Genomic DNA, 19,986 nt, shown 5'->3' on the forward strand with positions numbered 1-19,986 from the left:
TTAAGAATAGCTTTCTGCTGGCAACCCTTTGTGTGGGAGTGGACGTTCTTTGCGGACTGTCGCTGGACATCCGGCGGCAATTACCCCGGATGGAATGTCTGATAGCACCGTGCTGCGCGCAGCGATAATCGCACCCCGTCCAATTGTTACGCCTGGATATACGAAGCAATCCGTAGCGACCCAAGCTTCCGCCTCTATGACGATAGGCGTAGCTGTAAGTGGGAATGTTATGTTGGCGATATCGTGCGAGCCAGTACAGATGTAACACCTTTGTGAAATTACTGCATGGTCGCCAATCTTGATTTCTCCGAGGCTATATAGGGCGGTGTTGTCTCCTATCCAGCAATGTTCTCCGAGTTCCACCTTCCATGGGTAAGTCACGCGGGCGGTCGGCCGGATTATCGCGCCTTTCCCGACCTTTGCGCCGAACAACCGCAGTAGCCATCGTCGCCAGAGATAGAAAGGCTGGGGGGACAATCCAAACGCCGTTGCTTGGACGATCTGCCAGGCCAGCACTATGAGTCCAGATCTTCCACGGAAATCTTCCGCAATGCTAAATCTGGATAAGTCCTGATAAAGCGGCTTTTCAGACACCCTTCTCTCCATCTGTAGTCTGGATAGACGCATTTTCGATAAGCGAGGGGATCTTCCTCCACTCACTATGCCTCTTAATCCAATGATCTGTGGGGCGCTTGGAATCAACGGATGCCATGGTATCAATCGTTCTGATATCAAAGTGTTAAGTGGCTGAGGCGGCCATTTTTTGCGAAATAGCTCTGTGAGGTAAGAAACCTCTTCCTAATAAAGTCATTAATTGGTCTAACCTCGGATGGCTCTTTGCATCTCTGGTATTCACGCGGGTTCGTATGAGGTATTTGGCTTCAGATCTCTAAGCCGATGGAGATGTGGTACCCGTGGGTTTTGAGTAACGCGTGGCGCTTTGCTTCGCCCAGATCGCTAACGACCATCTCTGTGACCATCTCTTGCAGTGCGATCTGCGGCACCCAACCCAGTTTCGTCTTGGCTTTGGAAGGATCGCCGAGCAAGGTTTCCACTTCCGCAGGGCGGAAGTAGCGCGGGTCGATTTGAACAAGGACGTCACCAGGTTTCACCGCTGGCGCTTTGTCGCCATCCACTGTTCGCACGACGGCCTTCTCGTCAATCCCGGTGCCCTCAAAGGCCAGAGTGATGCCCAGTTCTTTGGCGGCCATGTCGATGAACTGGCGCACGCTGTATTGCACGCCGGTGGCAATGACGAAGTCTTCGGGCTTGTCCTGCTGCAACATCATCCACTGCATGCGCACGTAGTCTTTGGCGTGGCCCCAGTCGCGCAGGGAGTCCAGGTTACCCATGTACAGGCAGCTTTCAAGGCCCTGGGCGATGTTGGCCAAGCCGCGCGTGATCTTGCGCGTGACGAAGGTTTCGCCGCGGCGTGGGCTTTCGTGGTTGAACAGGATGCCGTTGCAGGCGTACATGCCGTAGGCCTCGCGGTAGTTCACCACGATCCAGTAGGCGTAGAGCTTGGCCACGGCGTAGGGGCTGCGCGGGTAGAAGGGTGTGGTTTCCTTCTGGGGGATTTCCTGCACCAGGCCATACAGCTCGGATGTAGATGCCTGGTAGAAGCGGGTCTTCTTCTCCAGCCCGAGGATGCGGATGGCTTCGAGCAGGCGCAGCGTGCCCAGGCCGTCCACGTCGGCGGTGTATTCGGGGCTTTCGAAGCTGACGGCCACATGGCTCTGCGCGCCCAGGTTGTAGATCTCGTCGGGCTGGGTGTCCTGCACGATGCGGATCAGGTTGGTGCTGTCGCTGAGGTCGCCGTAGTGCAGGTGAAAGCGGGCGTTGTCAATGTGTGGGTCTTGGTAGATGTGGTCCACGCGCTGGGTGTTGAACTGGCTGCTGCGGCGCTTGATGCCGTGCACGATGTAGCCCTTTTCCAGCAGCAGCTCGGCGAGGTAAGAGCCGTCTTGGCCGGTGACGCCGGTGATGAGGGCGACTTTGGGTTTGGCTGCGGCGTTGGGGTTGGTGGTCATTGAGCGGTCTTATTCAGGAAATCTTGGTAAGCCAGGGCCAGGCCGGTGGGCAGGTCGACTTTCGCTTGCCAGCCCAGGCTGTGCAGGCGGCTGCTGTCCATGAGCTTGCGGGGGGTGCCGTCGGGTTTGCTGGCGTCAAACGTGATCTGGCCGGTGTAGCCGGTGACGCGGGCGATGCTGTGGGCGAGCTCGGCGATGGTCATGTCAGACCCGTAGCCCACGTTGATGTGGCTGAGCATGGGCTGGGTGTGTTGCTCGTAGCTGGCCTTGGGCAGGTTCATCACGTGCACGCTGGCGGCGGCCATGTCGTCCACATACAGAAACTCGCGCATGGGCGTGCCGCTGCCCCAGATGGCCACCTCGGGCGCGCCAGACACCTTGGCTTCGTGGAACCGGCGGATCAGCGCGGGGATGACGTGGCTGTTTTCGGGGTGGTAGTTGTCGCCCGGGCCATAGAGGTTGGTGGGCATGACGCTGCGGTAGTCCACGCCGTGGCTGGCGCCAAACTGGCGGTTGTAGCTTTCGCAGAGCTTGATGCCGGCGATCTTGGCCACGGCGTAGGGCTCGTTGGTGGCTTCGAGCGGGCCGGTGAGCAGGGCTTGCTCGCTCATGGGCTGCGGGGCGAGCTTGGGGTAGATGCAGCTGGAGCCGAGGAACAGCAGCTTTTGCACGCCGTTACGAAAAGCGGCTTCGATCACGTTGGCCTCGATCATGAGGTTCTGGTAGATGAAGTCGGCGGGGTAGACGTTGTTGGCGTGGATACCGCCCACCTTGGCCGCGGCCAGATACACCTGTTGCGGCTTGACTTGCGCGAAGAAGGCGCGCACGGCGGCCTGGTCGGTGAGGTCGAGTTCGGCGTGGGTGCGGGTGACGATGTGGCTGGCGGGGTGGCCGGCGGCGAGCAGCTGGCGCACGATGGCCGAGCCGACCATGCCGCGGTGGCCCGCAACGTAAATGGTTTCTGGCTGGTTCATGGGGTGGGAACGGGGTGGGGGGTGACGCGGCCGTAGGTGTCTTCCAGGCGGACGATGTCGTCTTCGCCGAGGTAGCTGCCCGACTGCACTTCGATCATTTCCAGCTCCAGCCGGCCGGGGTTGCGCAGGCGGTGCACCTCGCCGATGGGGATGTAGGTGGACTGGTTTTCAGACAACAGGAAGGTCTCGCTGCCGCGGGTGACTTCGGCCGTGCCTTTGACGACGATCCAGTGTTCGGCGCGGTGGTGGTGCTTTTGCAGGCTGAGGCTGGCGCCGGGCTTGACCCCTATGCGCTTGACCTGAAAGCGTTCGCCGAGGTCGATGCTGTCGTACCAGCCCCAGGGGCGGGCGACCTTGCGGTGGATCACGGCCTGGGCGCACTGCTGGCTCTCCAGCTGGGCCACCACGTCTTTGACCTGTTCGGCGCAGTCGCGGTGGGCCACGAGCAGGGCGTCGGGGGTGTCGATGATGAGCAGGTTTTTGGTGCCGAGCGCGACCACGGGGCGGTGGGGCGCGTGGATGTAGGTGTCGTGCGAGAGGTGGGCGTGGCCCTGGCCCTCGATGCGGTTGCTCTGGGCGTCGGCGGGCGTGAGCTCGGCAACGGCGTTCCAGCTGCCGACGTCGCTCCAGGCGCCGGTGTAGGGCACCACGGCCACGTTGGCATGGTGTTCCATGACGGCGTAGTCGATGCTTTGCGAGCGGCAGGCGGCGAAGGCGCCGGGCAGCGGCGTGACGTATTGGGGGCCGGTGGCCTCGGTCGAAGCGAGCGGCGCGGGCAGGGCTTCGCGGCAGCTGGCCAGGATGTCGGGCGCGTGTTGCTGCAGGGCTCGCAGCAGGGTGCTGGCACGGCACAGGAAGATGCCCGCGTTCCACAAGACTTCGCCGCTCAGCAGCAGCTGCAGGGCGTGGTCGGCGCCGGGCTTTTCAATGAAGCGCTCGACTTGCTGGGCGCCGTCGGCGCGGCGGGCGCCGTGCTGGATGTAGCCGTAGGCCGTGCTCGGGGAGCTGGGCACGATGCCGAATGTGACGATGGCGCCGCCCTCGGCCGCGGGAACACCTTGTTCGACCGTGCGGGCAAAGGCCGCGGCGTCGGGGATGTGGTGATCAGACGGGCAGAAGAGCAGCAGGGCCTCGGGCTGGCCGTTCTGCTCCGCCAGCAGGGCGGCGAGCGCCATGGCGGCGGCGGTGTTGCGCGCCACGGGCTCCAGGATCACCTGGGCCGAACCGGGCACGGTTTGCAACGCGTCGGCCACCATGAAGCGGTGGGCTTCGGCGGTGACGACCATGAGGCCGGGGCCGAGCGGGCGCACGCGTTCGAGCGTGAGCTGGAGCAGGCTCTTGCCGTTGATCAGGGGCACGAACTGCTTGGGGAAGCTCTTGCGGCTGAGGGGCCAGAGGCGGGTGCCGGAGCCTCCGCAGAGGACGACGGGGGTGATTATGTTGCGGTGCAGCATGAGATAACTATAGACGGGTCCGCCCGCAATGTCTGTAAGGCATGCGGGCGGCGTTGGGGAAAAGCTCGGGGTGGAATCAGCAGGCGCCTTCTTGTTTGAACACCACGCCCACGGTGCGCAGCATGATCACGAGGTCGTACCAGAGGGACCAGTTGCGCACATACCAGAGGTCCATGTCGATGCGGTGCTGGAAGGTGCTGCTGCTGCGGCCGCTGATCTGCCAGAGGCCGGTGATGCCGGGGCGGGCTTTGCCGTAGGCGGCGATGCTTTTGCCGTATTCGCCCAGCTCGCGGGCGAGCAGCGGGCGCGGGCCGACCAGGCTCATGTCGCCCTTCAAGACGTTGATGAGCTGGGGCAGCTCGTCGATGCTGGTGCGGCGGATGAGGCGGCCGATGGGGGTGATGCGCGGGTCGTTGGCGAGCTTGAAGTTGCTGGCCAGGTATTGCACGTAGAGCGTTTCGTTTTCGGTTTTCCAGCGCTCCAGGGCGCCGTCGGCGTCCATCACCATGCTGCGGAATTTGATGAAGTCGAACAGCTCGCCATCCACGCCCACGCGCTTCTGCACGAAGAACACGGGGCCGGCGTCGTCGCGTTTGATGCGCCAGGCGACCCAGGCAAACAGCGGCGCGAGCAAGACGAGCAAGGCGGCGGCGCCGGCGATGTCGAGCCCGCGCTTCAGGATCTGCGGGCCGCGGCGGTTGAGGTTGTTGCGGGCGCGCAGGAGCAAGACTTCGTGGCTGAAGAAGTGCGAGACCTCCATGCCGTAGATCGGCAGGCCGCCGATGGCGGGCACCATGACGAGGTCGTCGCGGGTGAGCATGAGCTCTTGCGAGAGTTCGCGCAGCCAGTTGTTGTCGCGGATGCCGAGCACGCCAACCAGCTGGTAAGGCCCGGGCTTGGCGAGGAACTCGCGCACGGCGGGGGTGAGCGCGGTGGGGGCGAAAACCCCTTCTTTGCCGAGCGAGACGAGGCGTTCGCCGGGGTTGGGGCTGACCACGGCCACGGGCTTGTAGCCCAGCAGGGGTTCGCTGGCGAGGGCGGCGGCGGCTTTTTCAACGTCGTCGGGGTGGCCGATCAACACGTAAGGCTGGGTGAGCAGGCCGGCGCGCAGCAGGTGGGAGCGGATGGCCAGTCGGGCCAGCGGCAGGAAGATGAGCACCAGGCCCCAGGTGACGCCGGTCCAGAGGCGCGAGAGCGGCCACTTGGCGAGGTACATGACCATGGCGTCGAGCAGCGCGGCGACCACGATGACGCGGATCATCTGGCGCGCTTCGTCCCACCAGGGTTTGCGGCGGTGGGCGGTGTAGTGGCCCTGCTCGGTCCACATCCAGCCGACCATGGCGAGGGCGATGGCGGCGAACAGCGTGAGGCGGAGCTGGCCGTTGTTGGCCCACCAGATGTTCATGGCCTGCGAGAGTGTCATTTCGTCGCGGAACCAGGCGGGCAGGCGCCCGGCCACGAAGCAGCACCACAAAACGCTCAGGTCGGTCAACACCAGACGGGCCTTGACCCAGCGCTGCCGCCGGGCGAGCTGGGCCCAGGGCGCAAGGCTGCGGGCCAGGTCCTGCTCGTTGTAGAGCGGGACCACCGTCACATTCGCAGGCGCTGCGGGAGGCGGTAGCACGCCTCTGTCTGGCGAAGCAATCATGGAATTCCCCGATTTTGTATTTGTTTCGACTTGCAACCTTTGGGCCAGGAATTACGCAAACAGGTAACGCCGACTAAACCATAGGTTCTTTTAGAGAACGTGACAGTGTGTAAATAGCCACACCCAAATACTGCCACCTGTAGACCTTCAGTTTAATCGACGACTTACGATTGGTAACACCTTTGGTCGATTCACCTTAGGCAGTCCTCCATTTGGGGGACAAGCCGGGCGGGGCCAGGCGACGAACGGTTGGTGCTGAGGGTGGGCCGCGGCGGGGTGCGGCGCACGGTTTGGGGGTGCTGCACAGCCTTGGTGCACTCTGGGGGTGTTCAGCTCAGGTCAATGTCCAGCACGGGGCTGCGTTGCGCGGTCGGTCGTTGCGTGCAGCCGACGAAGATGTGTTCCTCGGGCTCTTCGAGGCGGCCCAGGTAGAAGCAGCAAAAGGTCCAGCCGATGGTGTTGTCGACCTGGGCCGGGGTGCTCGGGCCGCGGCAGTCGAGTTGAGTCAGCAGGGCGTCCATGAGCTCGATGGTGCAGCGGGCGTTGAAGTGCAGCTGGCACAGGCCGCCGCTGTTGCGCTGGACTTGGCCAACCACCTGGCCTTCGACCACGACGGCCTGCCCTTCGGTCAGCGCAGCGAGCGAGCCGCCGGGGCGGGCCATGAAGTGGTCTTCTCTGCGCGCGGTGCCGTTGCGCGAGAGCGTGAGGGTGGCGTCCTGGAAGCACAGGCCGAGGGGGAAAGTGTCGCGGTCTTCGTTGACCGGAAACGGCCGGAGCTGGGCGTGCACGGCGAGCCCGGCACCGGGCGGGGGCGGCGTGAGCTCGTCGCCATCGAGCAGCCATTCGGTGACTTCGAAGTCGGTGCCGTCGATCTGGAACCAGAGTTCGGCTGCCTGGGGCTGGTCGGGGTCGGCGAAGGCTTCGAAGACGTCAAAGAAGTCCTGGTCGCCTTCGATGGCGTGCAGGATCTGGCTCAGTTCGCCGAGGTCGAGCGGCGAACACACGGTACCGGGGCGGGCCAGGTGGTTCATGGGGGACTCCTCCGAGGGGTTTCTGTAACTCCGTCCCTCCAGATACCGGGCTCGGGTATCCCGGGTTTCACCGCGGACTCAAAACGAGGTCTCCATGTCCACCGCCAGCGGCAGCTGGAAATAGCAGGTGGTGCCGACGCCGAGCATGGAAATGACCTCGAAGGCGCCGCCGTGCATGTTGATGATCTTCTTGGCGACCGCGAGCGAGCGGCCGCTTTGCACCAGGCCCTGGGCCAGGGGGTGGGTTTCGGTCAGGGGCACGTTGACCAGCTTGTTGATGAGGCCCATGTCCATGCCGGTGCCGTTGTCGGACAACACGAACGATTGCTGCGAGTTGCTGAAGCCGATGCGGATGCGCAGGGGTTCTTCGGGCTTGCTGTGGTCGCGCGCGAAGTTGATCAGGTGCGACAGGGCGCGGATGAGCAGGCTGGGGTCGGCGCGCACGGCGGGCATCTTGCCGACGATGACGCTGCCGGGCGCCAGGTCGGTGAACACGCTCTGGGTGGTGAGCACCACGAGGGACTGCAGATCGACCACTTCGGCGCGCACCGTGCTCTTGGCCACGAGGTGGTAGTCGACCACGTCGGCGATCAGCTCGGACAGGTGGGCCGCGGTCTTGGCGATCTTGCGCAGGCTGTCGTCGCGCTCGGGTTGGGCTGCGGGGTCCGAGCGCAGCAGGCGCTCGGCCTGTTGGTGAACGTAGCGGATGGGGTCGAGGAAGTTGCGCGCGACCGAGGCCAGCAGTTCTTCGGTCTCGCGTTTGGACTCGGTGGCCTGGCGTGCGTGGCGGCCGATGATGTCTTCGAAGCGCCGCACCTGCTCGCTGTCTTCGGCGGGGTGGTCGCTGACCAGGGGCGACCCGCTGGCGCCCGCGTCGGCGCTGAGGATCAGACCGTGGGAGCCTTCCTGGAGGTGGACTTTTTCAATCCGCAGCGTGGGCGCGTCGTCCTGGTGGAGCAGGAAGCGGCTCGGGATGGCGTCCACGGGCGGCAGGGTGCGCTGTTCGAAGATCCAGCGCAGGTGGTCGGGCAGCTGGCTGGCGTGGGGCTCGAAGGGCTGGCCGGCGTGCGACAGCAGGGTGCTGAAGTGGGTGTGTTCGCCGGCGGGCAGGTGGCAGAGGCCGAGCAGGCGCAGGGCGGGCTGGCTGATGAATTCAACGTAGCCGTTGACGTCGATCTGGACCACGCCTTGCTGGAGGTGGTCGAAGACCGGGTGCGTGCCGGCGTCGGCCTCGGTGTCGCCGGCCAGCGCCTGTTCGAGCAGGGCCTCGGCCGAGGACTTCATGGACGAGAGCTTCCAGCTGTGCAGCAGGGTTTCGAGCGCCTGGAACAGCAGGTAGGCGCCGTCGTGGTCGGCGAGGCCGACGCTGCCGAGGTGGCGCTCGAGCGCGAGCAGGTAGTGGCCGGTGTTTTCGCGCCCGAACACGTAGGCGATCAGCGGCAGGCCGGCTTCGGCCGGGGATTCGAGGTCGTCGGGCGCGAGCAGGTGTTCCAGGGGCGATTCGATGATGGCGCCGGTTTCGAGCTGCTGGAGTTTCAGCTGGAGGGTCAGGACGCCCGGACAGGACAACGGGGGCGAGAGTTGCCGCGAGGGGGGCGAGCCGGGGATGAGCCGCAGCGAGGCCACGGGGTGCAGGCGGGTCTGCCGGTCTTCGCCCCAGGGCAGCTCGGCCAGCAGGCCCTCGCTGGAGCCGGTGGCCCGCAAGATGGTGTGCAGCGCTTGCTGCAGGGGGTGGGCTATTTCTTCCACCTCCACCGCCAGGCGCAGCAGGTCGGAGGTGGCGGCAACGATCGTGGGGTCGGACATGAGGCTAAGTACCGCCGCATGCCAGCAAGGGATTCACTACTGGGGTGGGTTTCTTTGCGGCTTGCGCGGCCTGCTGCTTTTGGGGTGCTTTTGTGAGGTAGGGTGAAACCATTAGTGCACATGGCCGGTATGGCTTGGGTACGCCCCTTTTCCCGTTTCGCCGTCGCACCCATGCACCGAACGTTTGCCCACGCTTGCCTTGATCGCCGCGCGCACCCGCCGTCACCCGACGTCGACGGGCCCTCGCGGGCGTGGTTCGAGAGCATGGCTTCGCTGGCCTGGCTGCTGGAGCGGCGGCTGGCGCCGTTGGCCGAGACCGGTGGGCGGGCACACATGGAGTGTTTGCGCCTGCGGGCCATCGTGGCGCTGATGTGGTGGGAGCGCTTGTTGCCGCAGGCCTTGTCGGGCTGGAGCCTGTCGGACGCGGAGCGCCTGGTGGCGGCGGAGGTGGAGCACGAATGGGATGCTGAGGCGGTGGCTGTCGGGGGACACGACAGAGGGCTCGTTTCGCTGCTGGTCCGGGGCCCGGCACGGGCGGTTCTGGACTGGATCGAAGCGGCCGGGATCCGGGGTGGCCCGGTGTTTCGGCGCATCAAGCCGGATGGCCAGGTGCGGACGGGGGCGCTGACCCCGGTCGGCATCGGAAGTCTGTTTGCCAGTTTGTTGATGGAGGGGCGCAACGTGGGGGTGATTGATCGACAGTTTTCGCTGGACTTCTCAAAGAAGAGTCCCACTTTTCCCCGGAAGAGGCCGAGCTACCCACCCATTGGCCGCGATGATGCGCGGGGACGGGAGGGCCGGGCGGTGGCACCGGGCGGGGGCGTGCTGGGGCTCCCGGCGGGTGGGTGGGTCATGCCGCCCAGGGCTGAGCTGCTGGATATCGTGAGCGAGGGTGGTCATGACTGCCTGTGAGGTGGCGTGGAGCCGTTTGCCCCAGTCGGGCATGCAGGTTCACCGGGGGTTGCTGTACGACCAGATGAACCTGCGGGCGGTGGCCCGCCACGCAATCGCCAGCCAGCCACGCTTCAGTCACCTGACGCCGGAGGGGATGGTGCGCCGGATCTGGTCTGAATTGGCACTCAGGACCGATGGGTTTTCTGCCGAAGTACTGGAGGACATGGCGGATCAGGTGGACACAGTCTGCGGGGTGTATTTCACGGTGTCGTGGAACGAGCTGGAGGCCCAGGGCCACAGGGGCGCGCTCCAGCGGGGGCGGCTGATCACTTTTCTGGCGCGTCTGGGGCGCCCGGCGCTGAAGCTGGTCGCGCGGGCAGCGCCAGAACCCATACAAAGAGCAGGGTAATTGAATTGCCCTGGTTTTTGTGGGGTTATAGGGGATTTTGGGTGCTTCAGTTTTAATAGCGCTTTTTTTTGAAAACCAAGGTGCTATTAAATCTGTGGATAAATCCAATCGGGTCAGTGCTAAAAATGAAATCTTAAGGGGAGTTAACCGTTACATGAATGAACTATTAAAGCGGTTGCGGGGTTCGATGGTCGAGGGTTCCGGTTACGTGCAATTACAAAGTTAATTTCCATTAACATCTGCCCGTGGAATCCAATACCGACCCGCAAATGGAGGTTGTTGCCGAGCCCTTGCTCAGCATCGACAGCATGGCCGCTGTCCCGGCGCTGATGGCACGCATCAAGAACCGGGAGCAGGCGGCCATGGCGGAGCTGTACATGCTTTGCCATGCCAAGGTGTTTCGTCATGTGGCCTATCTGATCAGGGATGACCAGGCGGCGCGTGACATTACACAGGATGTGTTTCTGCGCATTTGGCGATATGCCAGTGCATACGATCCGGCCAAATCGTCCAATGCGATGGCCTGGATCAATCAGGTGGCGCGCAATCAGGTATTGACCGAGCTGGCGCGCCGGAAACGGAGGCAGGAGGACAGTGATGAAATTCCGGAAGATATGCCGGACGAAGGCAATGAAAGTGAACAGATGGCACGGATGACCGCCCGCAGCCCGGCTTTTGCGGCGGCCATGGGCAGTCTGAGCCCGTCGTCGCGGCGGGTGATCACGATGCGCTTCTTCGCGGATCAGTCGCTGGCGGAGATCGCCTCGGAGCTGAATGTGCCGCTGGGAACGGTCAAGACCTGGCTGCACCGTGGGCTGGCGCGCATGAAAACGGCGCTGGAAGCCGGCAACCTGGAGTCGATGAAACCATGAACCAGGTACCCGACCCGGGCGCCGACGGCGAGGCGCTGAAGCAGGCCATGGACGAGCTGATGGAGCGGGTGCGCGAAGATGCGCAGGCCCGGGAGCGCCTCCTGGCGCAGGACCCGCAGGCCGCCGAGCGCGCGGCCAGGCTGCGCATCTTGCTGAACGAGGCCAGGCGGCGGCTGGAGAATGCCGACCAGCCGACCGATCAAGCCACGGGCGACCCGGCTGCCGGGTCCTAGAAAACAAAAAAAAGGGAGTTCACGATGATTGAAATGCTGCTGCCGGAGCGCATGCGGCCCGTTCGGCTGGCTTCGCCGGAGCACCTGGGAAAGCCGCTGCTGGAGCACTTTGCCCAGGCCCGGCGGCGCATGGGGCGCGCGGCCTGGCTGTCTTCGCCGATTGGCCTGCTGGCGCTGTTGCCTTCGATCTTCACGCTGGAGGTGTTTGACCGCGTGATCTTCCGCCAGGGTTTTTCGACGCTGGTGGCGCTGCTGGCGGGTGTGGCGGTGGCGCTGATCGTGGAGTGGACGCTGCGGCGGCGGCGCTCGGCGAACCTGCGCGAGGCCGGCGCCTTGATCGACTGGGGGCTGTCGTCCACGCTGCTGGACAAGATGCTGGGCCAGCCCTTGCGCACGCTGGAGGACCGGCCGGCGGCGTCGTGGGTGGCCTTGTTCCGCGATGTCGGCGCCGTGCGCACCTTGCTGACGGGGCCGGTGGTGCAGTCGCTGTTTGATCTGCCGCTGGCGGTGTTTGCGATCGTGATCGTGGGGCTGGTGGCTTTGCCGGTGTTGCCGGTGGTGCTGGGCATGGTGTGCGTGTTCGCGGCCATGGCCTGGTGGTTTGCCGACGAGGTGAAGCAGGGCAAAGTGGCCGAGCTGCAGCAGGCGCGCAGCCTGGACATGTTCACGGCCGAGATGTGCCGCGCCCGCGAGTCGGTGAAGGCACTGGCGCAGCACGAGTCGGTGGCGGCGCAGTGGAAAACGGGTTACGAACAATGGCTGGCCGAGAGCTTTTCGCGCGGCAGCGAGATGGAGGAGACCAAGGAGCTGACGCATTCGCTGCTGATCGCCTCGTCGATCGTGATCACGGCCACGGGCGCGGTGGCCGTGGCCAACCAGTGGATGTCGATCGGGGGCCTGATCGCGGCCAACATGCTGGCGATCAAGGCGATCTCGCCGATCGCCACGCTGTCGGGCGCCTGGCGCCAGCTGGCCCAGTCGATCGAGGCGGCGCGCCGGCTCGACAAGGTGTTTGCCCAGCCGAGCGAGACCGGCAGCGCGGGCGTTTCGCTGCCGCGGCCCAAGGGCGCGATGACGCTGGACGAGGTCAGCTTCCGTTATGACGAGCAGTCGGAGCCGGTGTTCAAGAAGGTGTCGCTGACGCTGGCGCCGGCGCAGTTCTATTCGGTGGTGGGCAAGAACGGCGTGGGCAAGTCGACCTTGCTCAAGCTGGTCACCGGTCTGTACCGGCCCGACGAGGGGCGGGTGTTGATAGACGAATACGACCTGCAGCAGTTTTCTCGCCATGAGACGGCTTCGTGGATCGCGACGCTGTCGCAGAACGTCTATTTCCTGGACGGCACGATCGCCGACCAGTTGCGCCGGGCGGCGCCCGAGATCACGGACGAGCAGATCGTGAAGGCCTGCAAGCTCACGGGTGTGCACAGCTTCATTTCGCGCCTGCCCCAGGGCTATGCCACGGTCATGCGTGAAGGCGGGCGCACGCTGTCGGCGGGGGTGCGCCGCAAGATCGCGCTGGCCCAGGTGCTGCTGCGCAACCCGGCGGTGCTGGTGCTGGACGAGCCCACGAACGACCTGGACCACATGAGCGAGCTGCAGCTGATCGCCTCGCTGCGGCTGATCGCGAAGATGCGGACCGTGATCGTGGTGACGCATTCGGCCGAGCTGGTGGCCAGCTCGGACGTGGCGCTGGCGGTGTCGGGGGATGGCGATGTGCAGGTGATGACGCCGGTGCAGGCGCTGGGCGCCTACTTCAGCCCGCCCAAGGCGGAGAAAAAACCCGTCCAAGCCGCGCCGAGCCCCCTGGAACCCTCGTTGGGGGTCGTTGGACCGGATCTGGGCCTGGCCACCGCCGTGCCCGGCGAACTGCATTGAAGCCATGAATAAAAACCATCCGGAGGTCATCGATGCCCTGCATCGAAAACAGCACGAGGTGTCGGGCCGTTCGCGCTGGCGTCGCTGGGCGCTGCCCGCTGTGGGGGGCATCGCGCTGACGCTGGTCGTGGTGGCCCTGTTCGTGCCGGTGGAGATGTCGGTGACGGCGCCGGGCACGGTGGTGCCGTCGGCGCGCGTGAAGTCGGTCCAGCACCTGGAGGGCGGCATCGTGCGCGAGCTGTTTGTGCGCGAAGGGCAGAGCGTGCGCGAGGGCGATCGGCTGGTGCGCATGGAGCTGGGCGCCCAGGGGCCGAATCTGGAGGAGATCAGCGCCAAGGTGTCGGCGTTGCACGCGGCGCGCCTGCGGCTGGATGCCGAGGCCAGCGGCAAGGCGATTTCGAGCGAGATGTTTGGTGACGACACGGCGCCGATGGTGGCGCGCACGGAGCAGCTGACCCACGAGGCCCGGCTGCTGGAGCTGCAGGGGCAGCTGGCGGCGGCCCGCGCCCAGGTCGAGATGTTCAACGGCCGGGCGGGCGAGGTGGAGGCCAAGATCGAAGGGCATGCGGCGCGCGCGGCGCTGCTGGAGCGCGAATACGGCATCACGCGGGATCTGGCGAACGAGAAGCTGGTGTCCGACCTGGAGGCCACGCGCGCACTCAAGGACCTGGAGTCGAACCGGGCGGAGATGGCGGCTGCGCGCCAGGCCTTGCTCGCGGCGCGGGCGTCGGCGGCGGAGTCGCGCGGCAAGGTGGCGGAGGCGGAGGGCCGGTTTCGGCGCCGGGCCTCCGAGGAGTTGCTGGCCATCGAGCGCCAGATCGCCACGGCGAACGAGGAACTCCACCGTGCCCAGGACCAGCGCAACCGCACCTTGCTGGTGGCGCCGATCGCCGGGGTGGTCAAGGGGCTGCGCCTGACCGAGTCGGGCGGGGTGGTCAAGCCGGGCGAGACGCTGATGGAGGTGGTGCCGGCCGATGCCGAGATCGAGCTGGAGGTGCGCCTGCACCCCAAGGACCGCGGGCTGGTGCTGGTGGACCAGCCGGTGCAGATCAAGGTCAGTGCCTACGACTTCCTGCGTTTTGGTTCGCTCAAGGGGCGCGTGCTGCGGATCGCGGCCGATGCGGACCAGGACCCGGCCACCGGGCCGTTTTTCAGGATGGTGGTGCAGACGGAGGGCTCGGAGCTGGGCAAGTCGCGCCTGCCGGTGACGCCGGGCATGCAGGCCGACGTGGACATCATCATCGGCCACCAGCCGTTCGCCTGGTACCTCTTGCGCCCGGTGCTCAAGGTGGGTGCCGAAGCTTTCAGGGAGCCGTGATGTTGTTGCCTGTGAGCCGTGTGCCGCGCTGGTTGCCGCCCGCCCTGCTGGCGCTGGCGATGTTTGGGGCGGAGCGCGCGCTGGCCCAGTCGGTCGACGGCGCTGAGGACCGCGAAGTGGTGGCGCGCCGCATGGCCGATGCGCTGATCAACGCGCCCGAGGTGCTGACCGCGCGGGCCGAGCTGCGCACGGCCGAGGCCAACGTGGATTCGGCCGAGTACGCGGCTTACCCCCGGGTGGAGCTGGGGGTTTCGGGCAGCAACGGGGAATCGCCGTCGCGCAACAACCCGGCGAGTTCGGTGGACTCGCGCCTGAACGCCTCATTGAAATACACGGTCTGGGACTTCGGCCGCACCAGCGCCAAAAAACAGGCGGTGGCGTTTGCCCGCCAGAGCGCGCTGATGCGGCTGGACCAGAGCAAGGAGCAGTTTCTGCGCCAGCTGTTCGTGGCCTACCTGCAGGTGAGCCGCTACGAGCTGCTGGTGGAGGTGGGGCAGGATTCGCGCGCGGCGCTGGAGGAGCTGGAACGCCTGGAGTCCCGGCGCGTTCGCCTGGGTGGCGCGGGCATCACCGACGCGCGGGTGGCGGCGTCGCGGCTGGCGCTGTCCATGAACAAGGCCCTGCAGTTCGAGCAGTCCTTGCAGGATGCGCGCCTCAAGCTTGATGCCCTGCTGGGCGAGCCTTTGCCGGTGCAGAGCCTGCCGCCGATGCAGGTGCCCAAGGCCTGGCTGGCGCTGGCGCAGGCGGATCTGGCGCGCGAGAGCGACCGCAGCGCGACCCTGCGGGCGCAGCGGCTGAATGTGGACCAGGCGCGGGCCGACCTGGAGGCCGAAGAAAGCGCACGCTACCCGGCGGTGGACCTGACCTTCATCAAGCGCTACGAGTACCCGGGCGGTTTTTCGGAGAAGGCGCGCGTCGGCCTGCAGGTCAGCATGGGCTCGTCGGCGGCGCTGGAGGCGTCGGCCCGGGTGGAGCGTTCGATCAGCCGGCTGGAGACCGAGGAACAGAAGCTGGCGACCCTGGTGCGCGAGCTGCGGCAGAAAACCCTGTCGGGCTGGCAGCGGCAGCTGCTGTCGGGGCAGCGCGTGACCTTGTTGTCGTCGGCGGCGGGCGAGTCGGGCGCGGTGGTCGATGCGCGGCGCAAGCTCAACCAGGCCGGGCGGGAGACGACGCTGGCCCTGCTGGATGCGCAGGTGGAGGCCAACAACACCCTGATCGACTGGGTGCAGGCCATTTATGACATGCGCGTGGGGGAAGTGGAGCTGGCCGGGGACACCGGCCGCCTGCTGCCCGAGGAGGGGCAGGAGCTGCCGTGGCTGATGACCCTGTTCACCAGCGAGGACTACCGCAGCGACGTGCGCCACCGCCTGACCGCGGCACGGGTTTCGGCGCCGGCCCAGAAACAGGGGCGCCTGGCGCCTGCCACGCTGGCCGGCCTCCCCTCGTTCCGGATCGGCCTCAGTGTTTTGCCGGGGCCTGTTTTGGGGTCGGTGGCGACAGCCTCGGCATCGAATGTGACTTTTTTCCGCATTGATGTGAAACCATTCGAAGTACCGGCGGGTAGTTGGTGAGGGTGTAGCTGACACCTTCCAAACATTTGATGGTGATGTCGATGACTGATGTTCTTCCTATCGCGGGCGCTGACGCCCTGCTGCTTGATGAATTTGGCGACGAGTTGCTCGGGTCCGGCCTGATCAACAGCCTGGGTCTGGTGTCGGCGTTGCTGCTGGTGCAGGAGCAGTCGGCCCAGGGCTTCCCGACGCTTTCGCCGGCCAAGCTGGCGCTGGACGCGCTGTCCATGGATCTGCTGAATCTGGAGCCAGCGCTCGCTTCGCTGTCCAGCAGCGTGCCGGCCGGGTTGTTGTCGTCGCTGGAGGGCGAGGCCGAAGCGCTGCCCTGGTCGGACCTGCTGGGCCAGGCGCAGACCCTGGTCAACGAGCTGGTGGCGGGGGTGTCGTCGCAGGACGGCTTGCCGCTGGAGGCGCTGGGCCTGGAGTCGCTGACCACGCTGCTGGACGACTTGCAGGTGCTGGATGCCCAGCTGCCCGATGCCCTGGACATCACCAGCCTGGCCGGCGTCTCGGGGGTGTTGGCCGGTCTGACCGACGGTCAGCTGCCCTTGAACGCTTTGGATGGGTTGGTGCCGCACGCGGCCGAAATGGCTTCGCCGGTCCTGGATCAGGAAAGTGGTCTGGGGGTGGTGGATGTGCTGACCTCGACGGTGTCGGGTGGGGTGCCGGGCGTGTCGACCGAGTCGCCGGTGGTCAACGCGCCGGAGACTCTGGCGCCGGTGACCGCCCCGGTTCAGGAAGTGGTGGCCGGAGTGCTGCCGCCGGTCGAGAACCTGGTGGGTCTGGTGCCGGGCGTGGTCGCGCCGGTGGTGGATGGCGTGGTCGAGGTGCTGGACCAGACCACGGACGTGGTGGAGACGGTGGTCGGTGCGGTCGACGGCGTGACCGATCTGCTCGGCAACGTGGTTGAGGACCTGCTGACCTCCCCCGGCGATCTGCCCGAAACCCTGGTGGACGGGGTGGAGCAGGTGGTGGGCGTGGTCGAAGACGTGGTGGGCGAGACCACCGAGCTCGTGGGCGACGTCGTGGACGTGGTCGGCGAGGTCGTGACGGGCACCGTGGACAACCTGCTGGACGCGCTGGGTTCGACGGGCGGCCTGGGCGATGCCGGTGGCTTGCTGGAGCCGGTGACGGACCTGCTGTCGGGTGGCGGCCTGGGCGATGCCGGTGGCCTGCTGGAGCCGATGACGGATCTGCTGTCGGGTGGTGGTCTGGGCGATGCCGGCAGCCTGCTGGAGCCTGTGACGGATCTGCTGTCGGGTGGTGGTCTGGGTGATGCCGGTAGCCTGCTGGAGCCGGTGACGGATCTGCTGTCCGGTGGTGGTCTGGGCGATGCCGGCAGCCTGCTGGAGCCTGTGACGGATCTGCTGTCGGGTGGTGGTCTGGGTGATGCCGGTAGCCTGCTGGAGCCGGTGACGGATCTGCTGTCGGGTGGTGTAGATGCTTCCCTGATCGACACCCTCTCGGGGGTGGTGGAGCAGCCGCAGAGCCTGCTCGACGGGCTGACCGATCTGGGTTCGGTGACGGACGTCGTGACCGACCTGGCCTCCGACCTGCCGGTCGTGGGCGATGTGGTGTCCGAGCTGCCGCTGGTGTCCGACCTGACGGGGGGCACGCTGCCGCTGGTGCAGGCGCCAACTGACGAAGAAGGCGGTGCGCTGCTGGGTGGCCTGCTGGGCTGATCGACGACGCCCGCCGGGCGCGACCGAAGTCGCCTCTCGAAAAATCCCAGGCCCAATGCCTGGGATTTTTTTTGCCTCTGCGGTGGGGTCGGTTTCGTGCAACTTCGCACGCGATGGTGGGCTCGCGCAGAAGTAGTCGGGCGGGAATGAAACCCATTGGCGCATGGGTCAGTAAACATAACAAGCGCGTGAACAACAGGTTCACGCCACGTTTATTCAGGAACCGATCTCATGGAAACCACCGCCACCGCAGCCGCCTCTTCCGCACCCAACCCGGACATGGTTCCGGTGCTTCGTGGGGGCACCACCGTTCTGGTGCCCAACGACCAGGCCTTGATGCCGGGGGACCGCGTGGTCACGGGTGACAAGCCGGTGGATGTGCTGGTGCGCAATGCCGCGGGGACCAAGCAGGCCGTGGTGCGTGTGTCACCCAACTCCGAGGTGCTGATCCGCGACAACAGCGCCGCAGCGCCGGGCGAGGACGTGGCCGATATCGAAGTGATTGCCGGCGATGCCGTGTTCGTGGAGGACCCGAACCAGGACGTGGTGGCCCTGAGCAAGGCCAGCAAGGCTTTGCTCGGTGGCGGGCTGAGCATGCTCGACGGCGTGCTGCTGGGTGGCGCCGGTCTGCTGGCCGGCGCGGCACTGGCCGATGACAACGGCAACAACGTCAAGGGTGATGACACGGACACCGATACCGACACCGACACCGACACCGACACCGACACCGACACCGACACCGACACCGACACCGACACCGACACCGACACCGACACCGACACCGACACCGACACCGACACCGACACCGACACCGATACCGACACCGATACCGACACCGATACCGACACCGATACCGATACCGATACCGATACCGATACCGACACCGACACCGATACCGACACCGACACGGACACGGACACCGACACGGACACGGACACGGACACGGATGCCGACGCCGACAACACCCTGCTTTCCGGGGCGGGCCTGGTGCTGGATTCCGCGACCGACTCGGTCGGCGAACTGCTGGACGATGCGGGTCTGGGTGCGCTGGACCCGGTCTTGAATGAGGTCGTCGATCCGATCGTTGGCACGGTGACGGAGGAACTGGACAACCTGCTGATCGGTGAAGATGGCAACGGCGGCCTGACCACCGAAGTGGTCGACCTGGGACAGGAGGTGGCGGCGGTTGGCGAAGGCACGCCGCTGGAGCCGGTGACCGATCTGGCTGGCGACCTGGTGTCCGATCTGGGGACGACCCTGAACACCGTGTTCAACCAGGATCTGCTGGATTCGGAAACCTCGAGTTCGACCGCCAACATCGGAGGCGATGCCAATCAGCTGGTCGACAACCTGACCACCAACGCGGACACCTTGCTCGACGGCCTGCTCGGGACCGGGACGCTGCTGTCGGATCTGGTCGATGACACCAGCACCGCGCTGCTGGAGGACACGCTGGGCGAGGTGTTGTCGGGCGAGGGGACCGGTGATGTGTCGCTGACGGACGGGGTGGCCGCGATCGTGGACCAGGGCACCGATGCCGTGGACACCCTGGCCGCCGAGGTGGGGCTGGATGGCGTGACCGAGCCGCTGACCGAAGGCGTCGTTGACGCGTCGGCCACGGATCTGCTGGCCGCCGCGGACGAAGCGCTGATCGGCACCTCGACCGAACCGGGCCTGCTGGATCAGTTGGCCAGCGTGGGCGACGACGTGGTGGAGACCGGGGCGGACACGCCGCTGGCGCCGGTCACCGATCTGGTGGGCAACGCCGTGAGCGGTGTGGCGGACACCGCGGACGTCGTGCTGAACCAGGACGCTGCGAGCTCTGAAACGGGTTCTTCGACCGAGACGATTGCCGACCCGCTGGTGGACACCCTGGGTGGCCTGACCTCGGATTCCGACACGCTGCTCGACGCCCTGCTCGGGACCGACACCCTGGTGTCCGATCTGGTCGATGGGGGCACGACCGCTTTGCTGGAAGACACCGTGGGTGGATCGCTGGACAACAGCGTGGGGGTGGGTGACGCCATGCCGGGCGAAAACAGCTCGACCCAGGACCCCATCACCCAGCCGCTGACCGACCTGACACAACTGCTGTCGGGCGGACTTCTTGACCCCCTGACTGGCGGCTTGGGCGGCTGACCGCCCCGTTGGCTGGTTTTTGACAGGCCGCCATCTGGATGGCGGCCTTT

16 protein-coding genes are annotated in these 19,986 nt (G+C 65.8%); 9 read left to right on the forward strand and 7 right to left on the reverse strand.

The features are described 5' to 3' along the window. From F3K02_RS03265 to F3K02_RS03295, 7 genes are all read right to left on the reverse strand, one after another. On the reverse strand, window positions 1-627 hold the full coding sequence (locus F3K02_RS03265) for a putative colanic acid biosynthesis acetyltransferase (protein WP_343066968.1): 627 nt from the start codon (window positions 625-627) through the stop codon (window positions 1-3). Window positions 628-881: 254 nt separating this feature from the next. Continuing rightward, window positions 882-2,030, reverse strand: a complete 1,149-nt coding sequence (gene gmd / locus F3K02_RS03270) for a GDP-mannose 4,6-dehydratase (protein ID WP_177133287.1) — start codon at window positions 2,028-2,030, stop codon at window positions 882-884. After that, window positions 2,027-3,004, reverse strand: a complete 978-nt coding sequence (gene fcl / locus F3K02_RS03275) for a GDP-L-fucose synthase (RefSeq protein WP_177133289.1) — start codon at window positions 3,002-3,004, stop codon at window positions 2,027-2,029. Before fcl ends, gmd begins: the two co-directional genes overlap by 4 nt. After that, window positions 3,001-4,458 (reverse strand): mannose-1-phosphate guanylyltransferase/mannose-6-phosphate isomerase, encoded by a 1,458-nt coding sequence (locus F3K02_RS03280; protein WP_177133290.1) that lies wholly within the window; start codon window positions 4,456-4,458, stop codon window positions 3,001-3,003. Before F3K02_RS03280 ends, fcl begins: the two co-directional genes overlap by 4 nt. 76 nt (window positions 4,459-4,534) lie before the next feature. Continuing rightward, a complete protein-coding gene (wbaP, locus tag F3K02_RS03285) occupies window positions 4,535-6,106 on the reverse strand; it encodes an undecaprenyl-phosphate galactose phosphotransferase WbaP (RefSeq protein ID WP_177133292.1) in 1,572 nt (523 codons plus the stop codon). 329 nt (window positions 6,107-6,435) lie between these two features. Next, window positions 6,436-7,137 (reverse strand): hypothetical protein, encoded by a 702-nt coding sequence (locus F3K02_RS03290; RefSeq protein ID WP_177133294.1) that lies wholly within the window; start codon window positions 7,135-7,137, stop codon window positions 6,436-6,438. Between the two features lie 78 nt (window positions 7,138-7,215). Next, a complete protein-coding gene (locus F3K02_RS03295; RefSeq protein WP_177133296.1) occupies window positions 7,216-8,943 on the reverse strand; it encodes an ATP-binding protein in 1,728 nt (575 codons plus the stop codon). A 264-nt stretch (window positions 8,944-9,207) separates the two neighbouring features. Here F3K02_RS03295 and F3K02_RS03300 point away from each other — a divergent pair, with 264 nt between their 5' ends. The 9 genes from F3K02_RS03300 to F3K02_RS03340 all read left to right on the forward strand — a co-directional run bounded on the left by F3K02_RS03300 (window position 9,208) and on the right by F3K02_RS03340 (window position 19,936). Further along, entirely contained in the window at window positions 9,208-9,855 is a 648-nt protein-coding gene (locus tag F3K02_RS03300; protein ID WP_177133298.1) for a site-specific integrase, read from the forward strand. Between the two features lie 49 nt (window positions 9,856-9,904). Further along, entirely contained in the window at window positions 9,905-10,246 is a 342-nt protein-coding gene (locus F3K02_RS03305; protein WP_177133300.1) for a hypothetical protein, read from the forward strand. 245 nt (window positions 10,247-10,491) lie between these two features. After that, on the forward strand, window positions 10,492-11,118 hold the full coding sequence (locus tag F3K02_RS03310) for an RNA polymerase sigma factor (protein ID WP_177133302.1): 627 nt from the start codon (window positions 10,492-10,494) through the stop codon (window positions 11,116-11,118). Then, on the forward strand, window positions 11,115-11,351 hold the full coding sequence (locus tag F3K02_RS03315) for a hypothetical protein (RefSeq protein WP_177133304.1): 237 nt from the start codon (window positions 11,115-11,117) through the stop codon (window positions 11,349-11,351). Before F3K02_RS03310 ends, F3K02_RS03315 begins: the two co-directional genes overlap by 4 nt. Window positions 11,352-11,375: 24 nt before the next feature. Continuing rightward, complete coding sequence (locus tag F3K02_RS03320) at window positions 11,376-13,226, forward strand: peptidase domain-containing ABC transporter (protein WP_177133306.1); 1,851 nt, start codon at window positions 11,376-11,378, stop codon at window positions 13,224-13,226. A gap of 4 nt (window positions 13,227-13,230) precedes the next feature. Continuing rightward, window positions 13,231-14,544 (forward strand): HlyD family type I secretion periplasmic adaptor subunit, encoded by a 1,314-nt coding sequence (locus F3K02_RS03325; RefSeq protein ID WP_177133308.1) that lies wholly within the window; start codon window positions 13,231-13,233, stop codon window positions 14,542-14,544. After that, on the forward strand, window positions 14,544-16,115 hold the full coding sequence (locus F3K02_RS03330; RefSeq protein WP_177133310.1) for a TolC family protein: 1,572 nt from the start codon (window positions 14,544-14,546) through the stop codon (window positions 16,113-16,115). The genes F3K02_RS03325 and F3K02_RS03330 overlap by 1 nt, the downstream gene beginning before the upstream one ends. A 41-nt stretch (window positions 16,116-16,156) precedes the next feature. Further along, window positions 16,157-17,797, forward strand: coding sequence for a hypothetical protein (locus F3K02_RS03335; RefSeq protein WP_177133311.1), 1,641 nt, complete (start codon window positions 16,157-16,159; stop codon window positions 17,795-17,797). Window positions 17,798-18,028: 231 nt separating this feature from the next. Continuing rightward, window positions 18,029-19,936, forward strand: coding sequence for a hypothetical protein (locus F3K02_RS03340; RefSeq protein ID WP_177133313.1), 1,908 nt, complete (start codon window positions 18,029-18,031; stop codon window positions 19,934-19,936). Window positions 19,937-19,986: the final 50 nt, after the last annotated feature.

The organism is Hydrogenophaga aromaticivorans (genome assembly GCF_013387465.1).
Classification (GTDB): domain Bacteria; phylum Pseudomonadota; class Gammaproteobacteria; order Burkholderiales; family Burkholderiaceae_C; genus Hydrogenophaga; species Hydrogenophaga aromaticivorans.

Bases quoted from the DNA above. Each gene is read 5' to 3' on its own strand.
- F3K02_RS03265 (WP_343066968.1), bottom strand. From the start codon at position 627: ATGCGTCTATCCAGACTACAGATGGAGAGAAGGGTGTCTGAAAAGCCG.
- gmd (WP_177133287.1), bottom strand. From the start codon at position 2,030: ATGACCACCAACCCCAACGCCGCAGCCAAACCCAAAGTCGCCCTCATC.
- fcl (WP_177133289.1), bottom strand. From the start codon at position 3,004: ATGAACCAGCCAGAAACCATTTACGTTGCGGGCCACCGCGGCATGGTC.
- F3K02_RS03280 (WP_177133290.1), bottom strand. From the start codon at position 4,458: ATGCTGCACCGCAACATAATCACCCCCGTCGTCCTCTGCGGAGGCTCC.
- wbaP (WP_177133292.1), bottom strand. From the start codon at position 6,106: ATGATTGCTTCGCCAGACAGAGGCGTGCTACCGCCTCCCGCAGCGCCT.
- F3K02_RS03290 (WP_177133294.1), bottom strand. From the start codon at position 7,137: ATGAACCACCTGGCCCGCCCCGGTACCGTGTGTTCGCCGCTCGACCTC.
- F3K02_RS03295 (WP_177133296.1), bottom strand. From the start codon at position 8,943: ATGTCCGACCCCACGATCGTTGCCGCCACCTCCGACCTGCTGCGCCTG.
- F3K02_RS03300 (WP_177133298.1), top strand. From the start codon at position 9,208: ATGGCTTCGCTGGCCTGGCTGCTGGAGCGGCGGCTGGCGCCGTTGGCC.
- F3K02_RS03315 (WP_177133304.1), top strand. From the start codon at position 11,115: ATGAACCAGGTACCCGACCCGGGCGCCGACGGCGAGGCGCTGAAGCAG.
- F3K02_RS03320 (WP_177133306.1), top strand. From the start codon at position 11,376: ATGATTGAAATGCTGCTGCCGGAGCGCATGCGGCCCGTTCGGCTGGCT.
- F3K02_RS03325 (WP_177133308.1), top strand. From the start codon at position 13,231: ATGAATAAAAACCATCCGGAGGTCATCGATGCCCTGCATCGAAAACAG.
- F3K02_RS03330 (WP_177133310.1), top strand. From the start codon at position 14,544: ATGTTGTTGCCTGTGAGCCGTGTGCCGCGCTGGTTGCCGCCCGCCCTG.
- F3K02_RS03335 (WP_177133311.1), top strand. From the start codon at position 16,157: ATGACTGATGTTCTTCCTATCGCGGGCGCTGACGCCCTGCTGCTTGAT.
- F3K02_RS03340 (WP_177133313.1), top strand. From the start codon at position 18,029: ATGGAAACCACCGCCACCGCAGCCGCCTCTTCCGCACCCAACCCGGAC.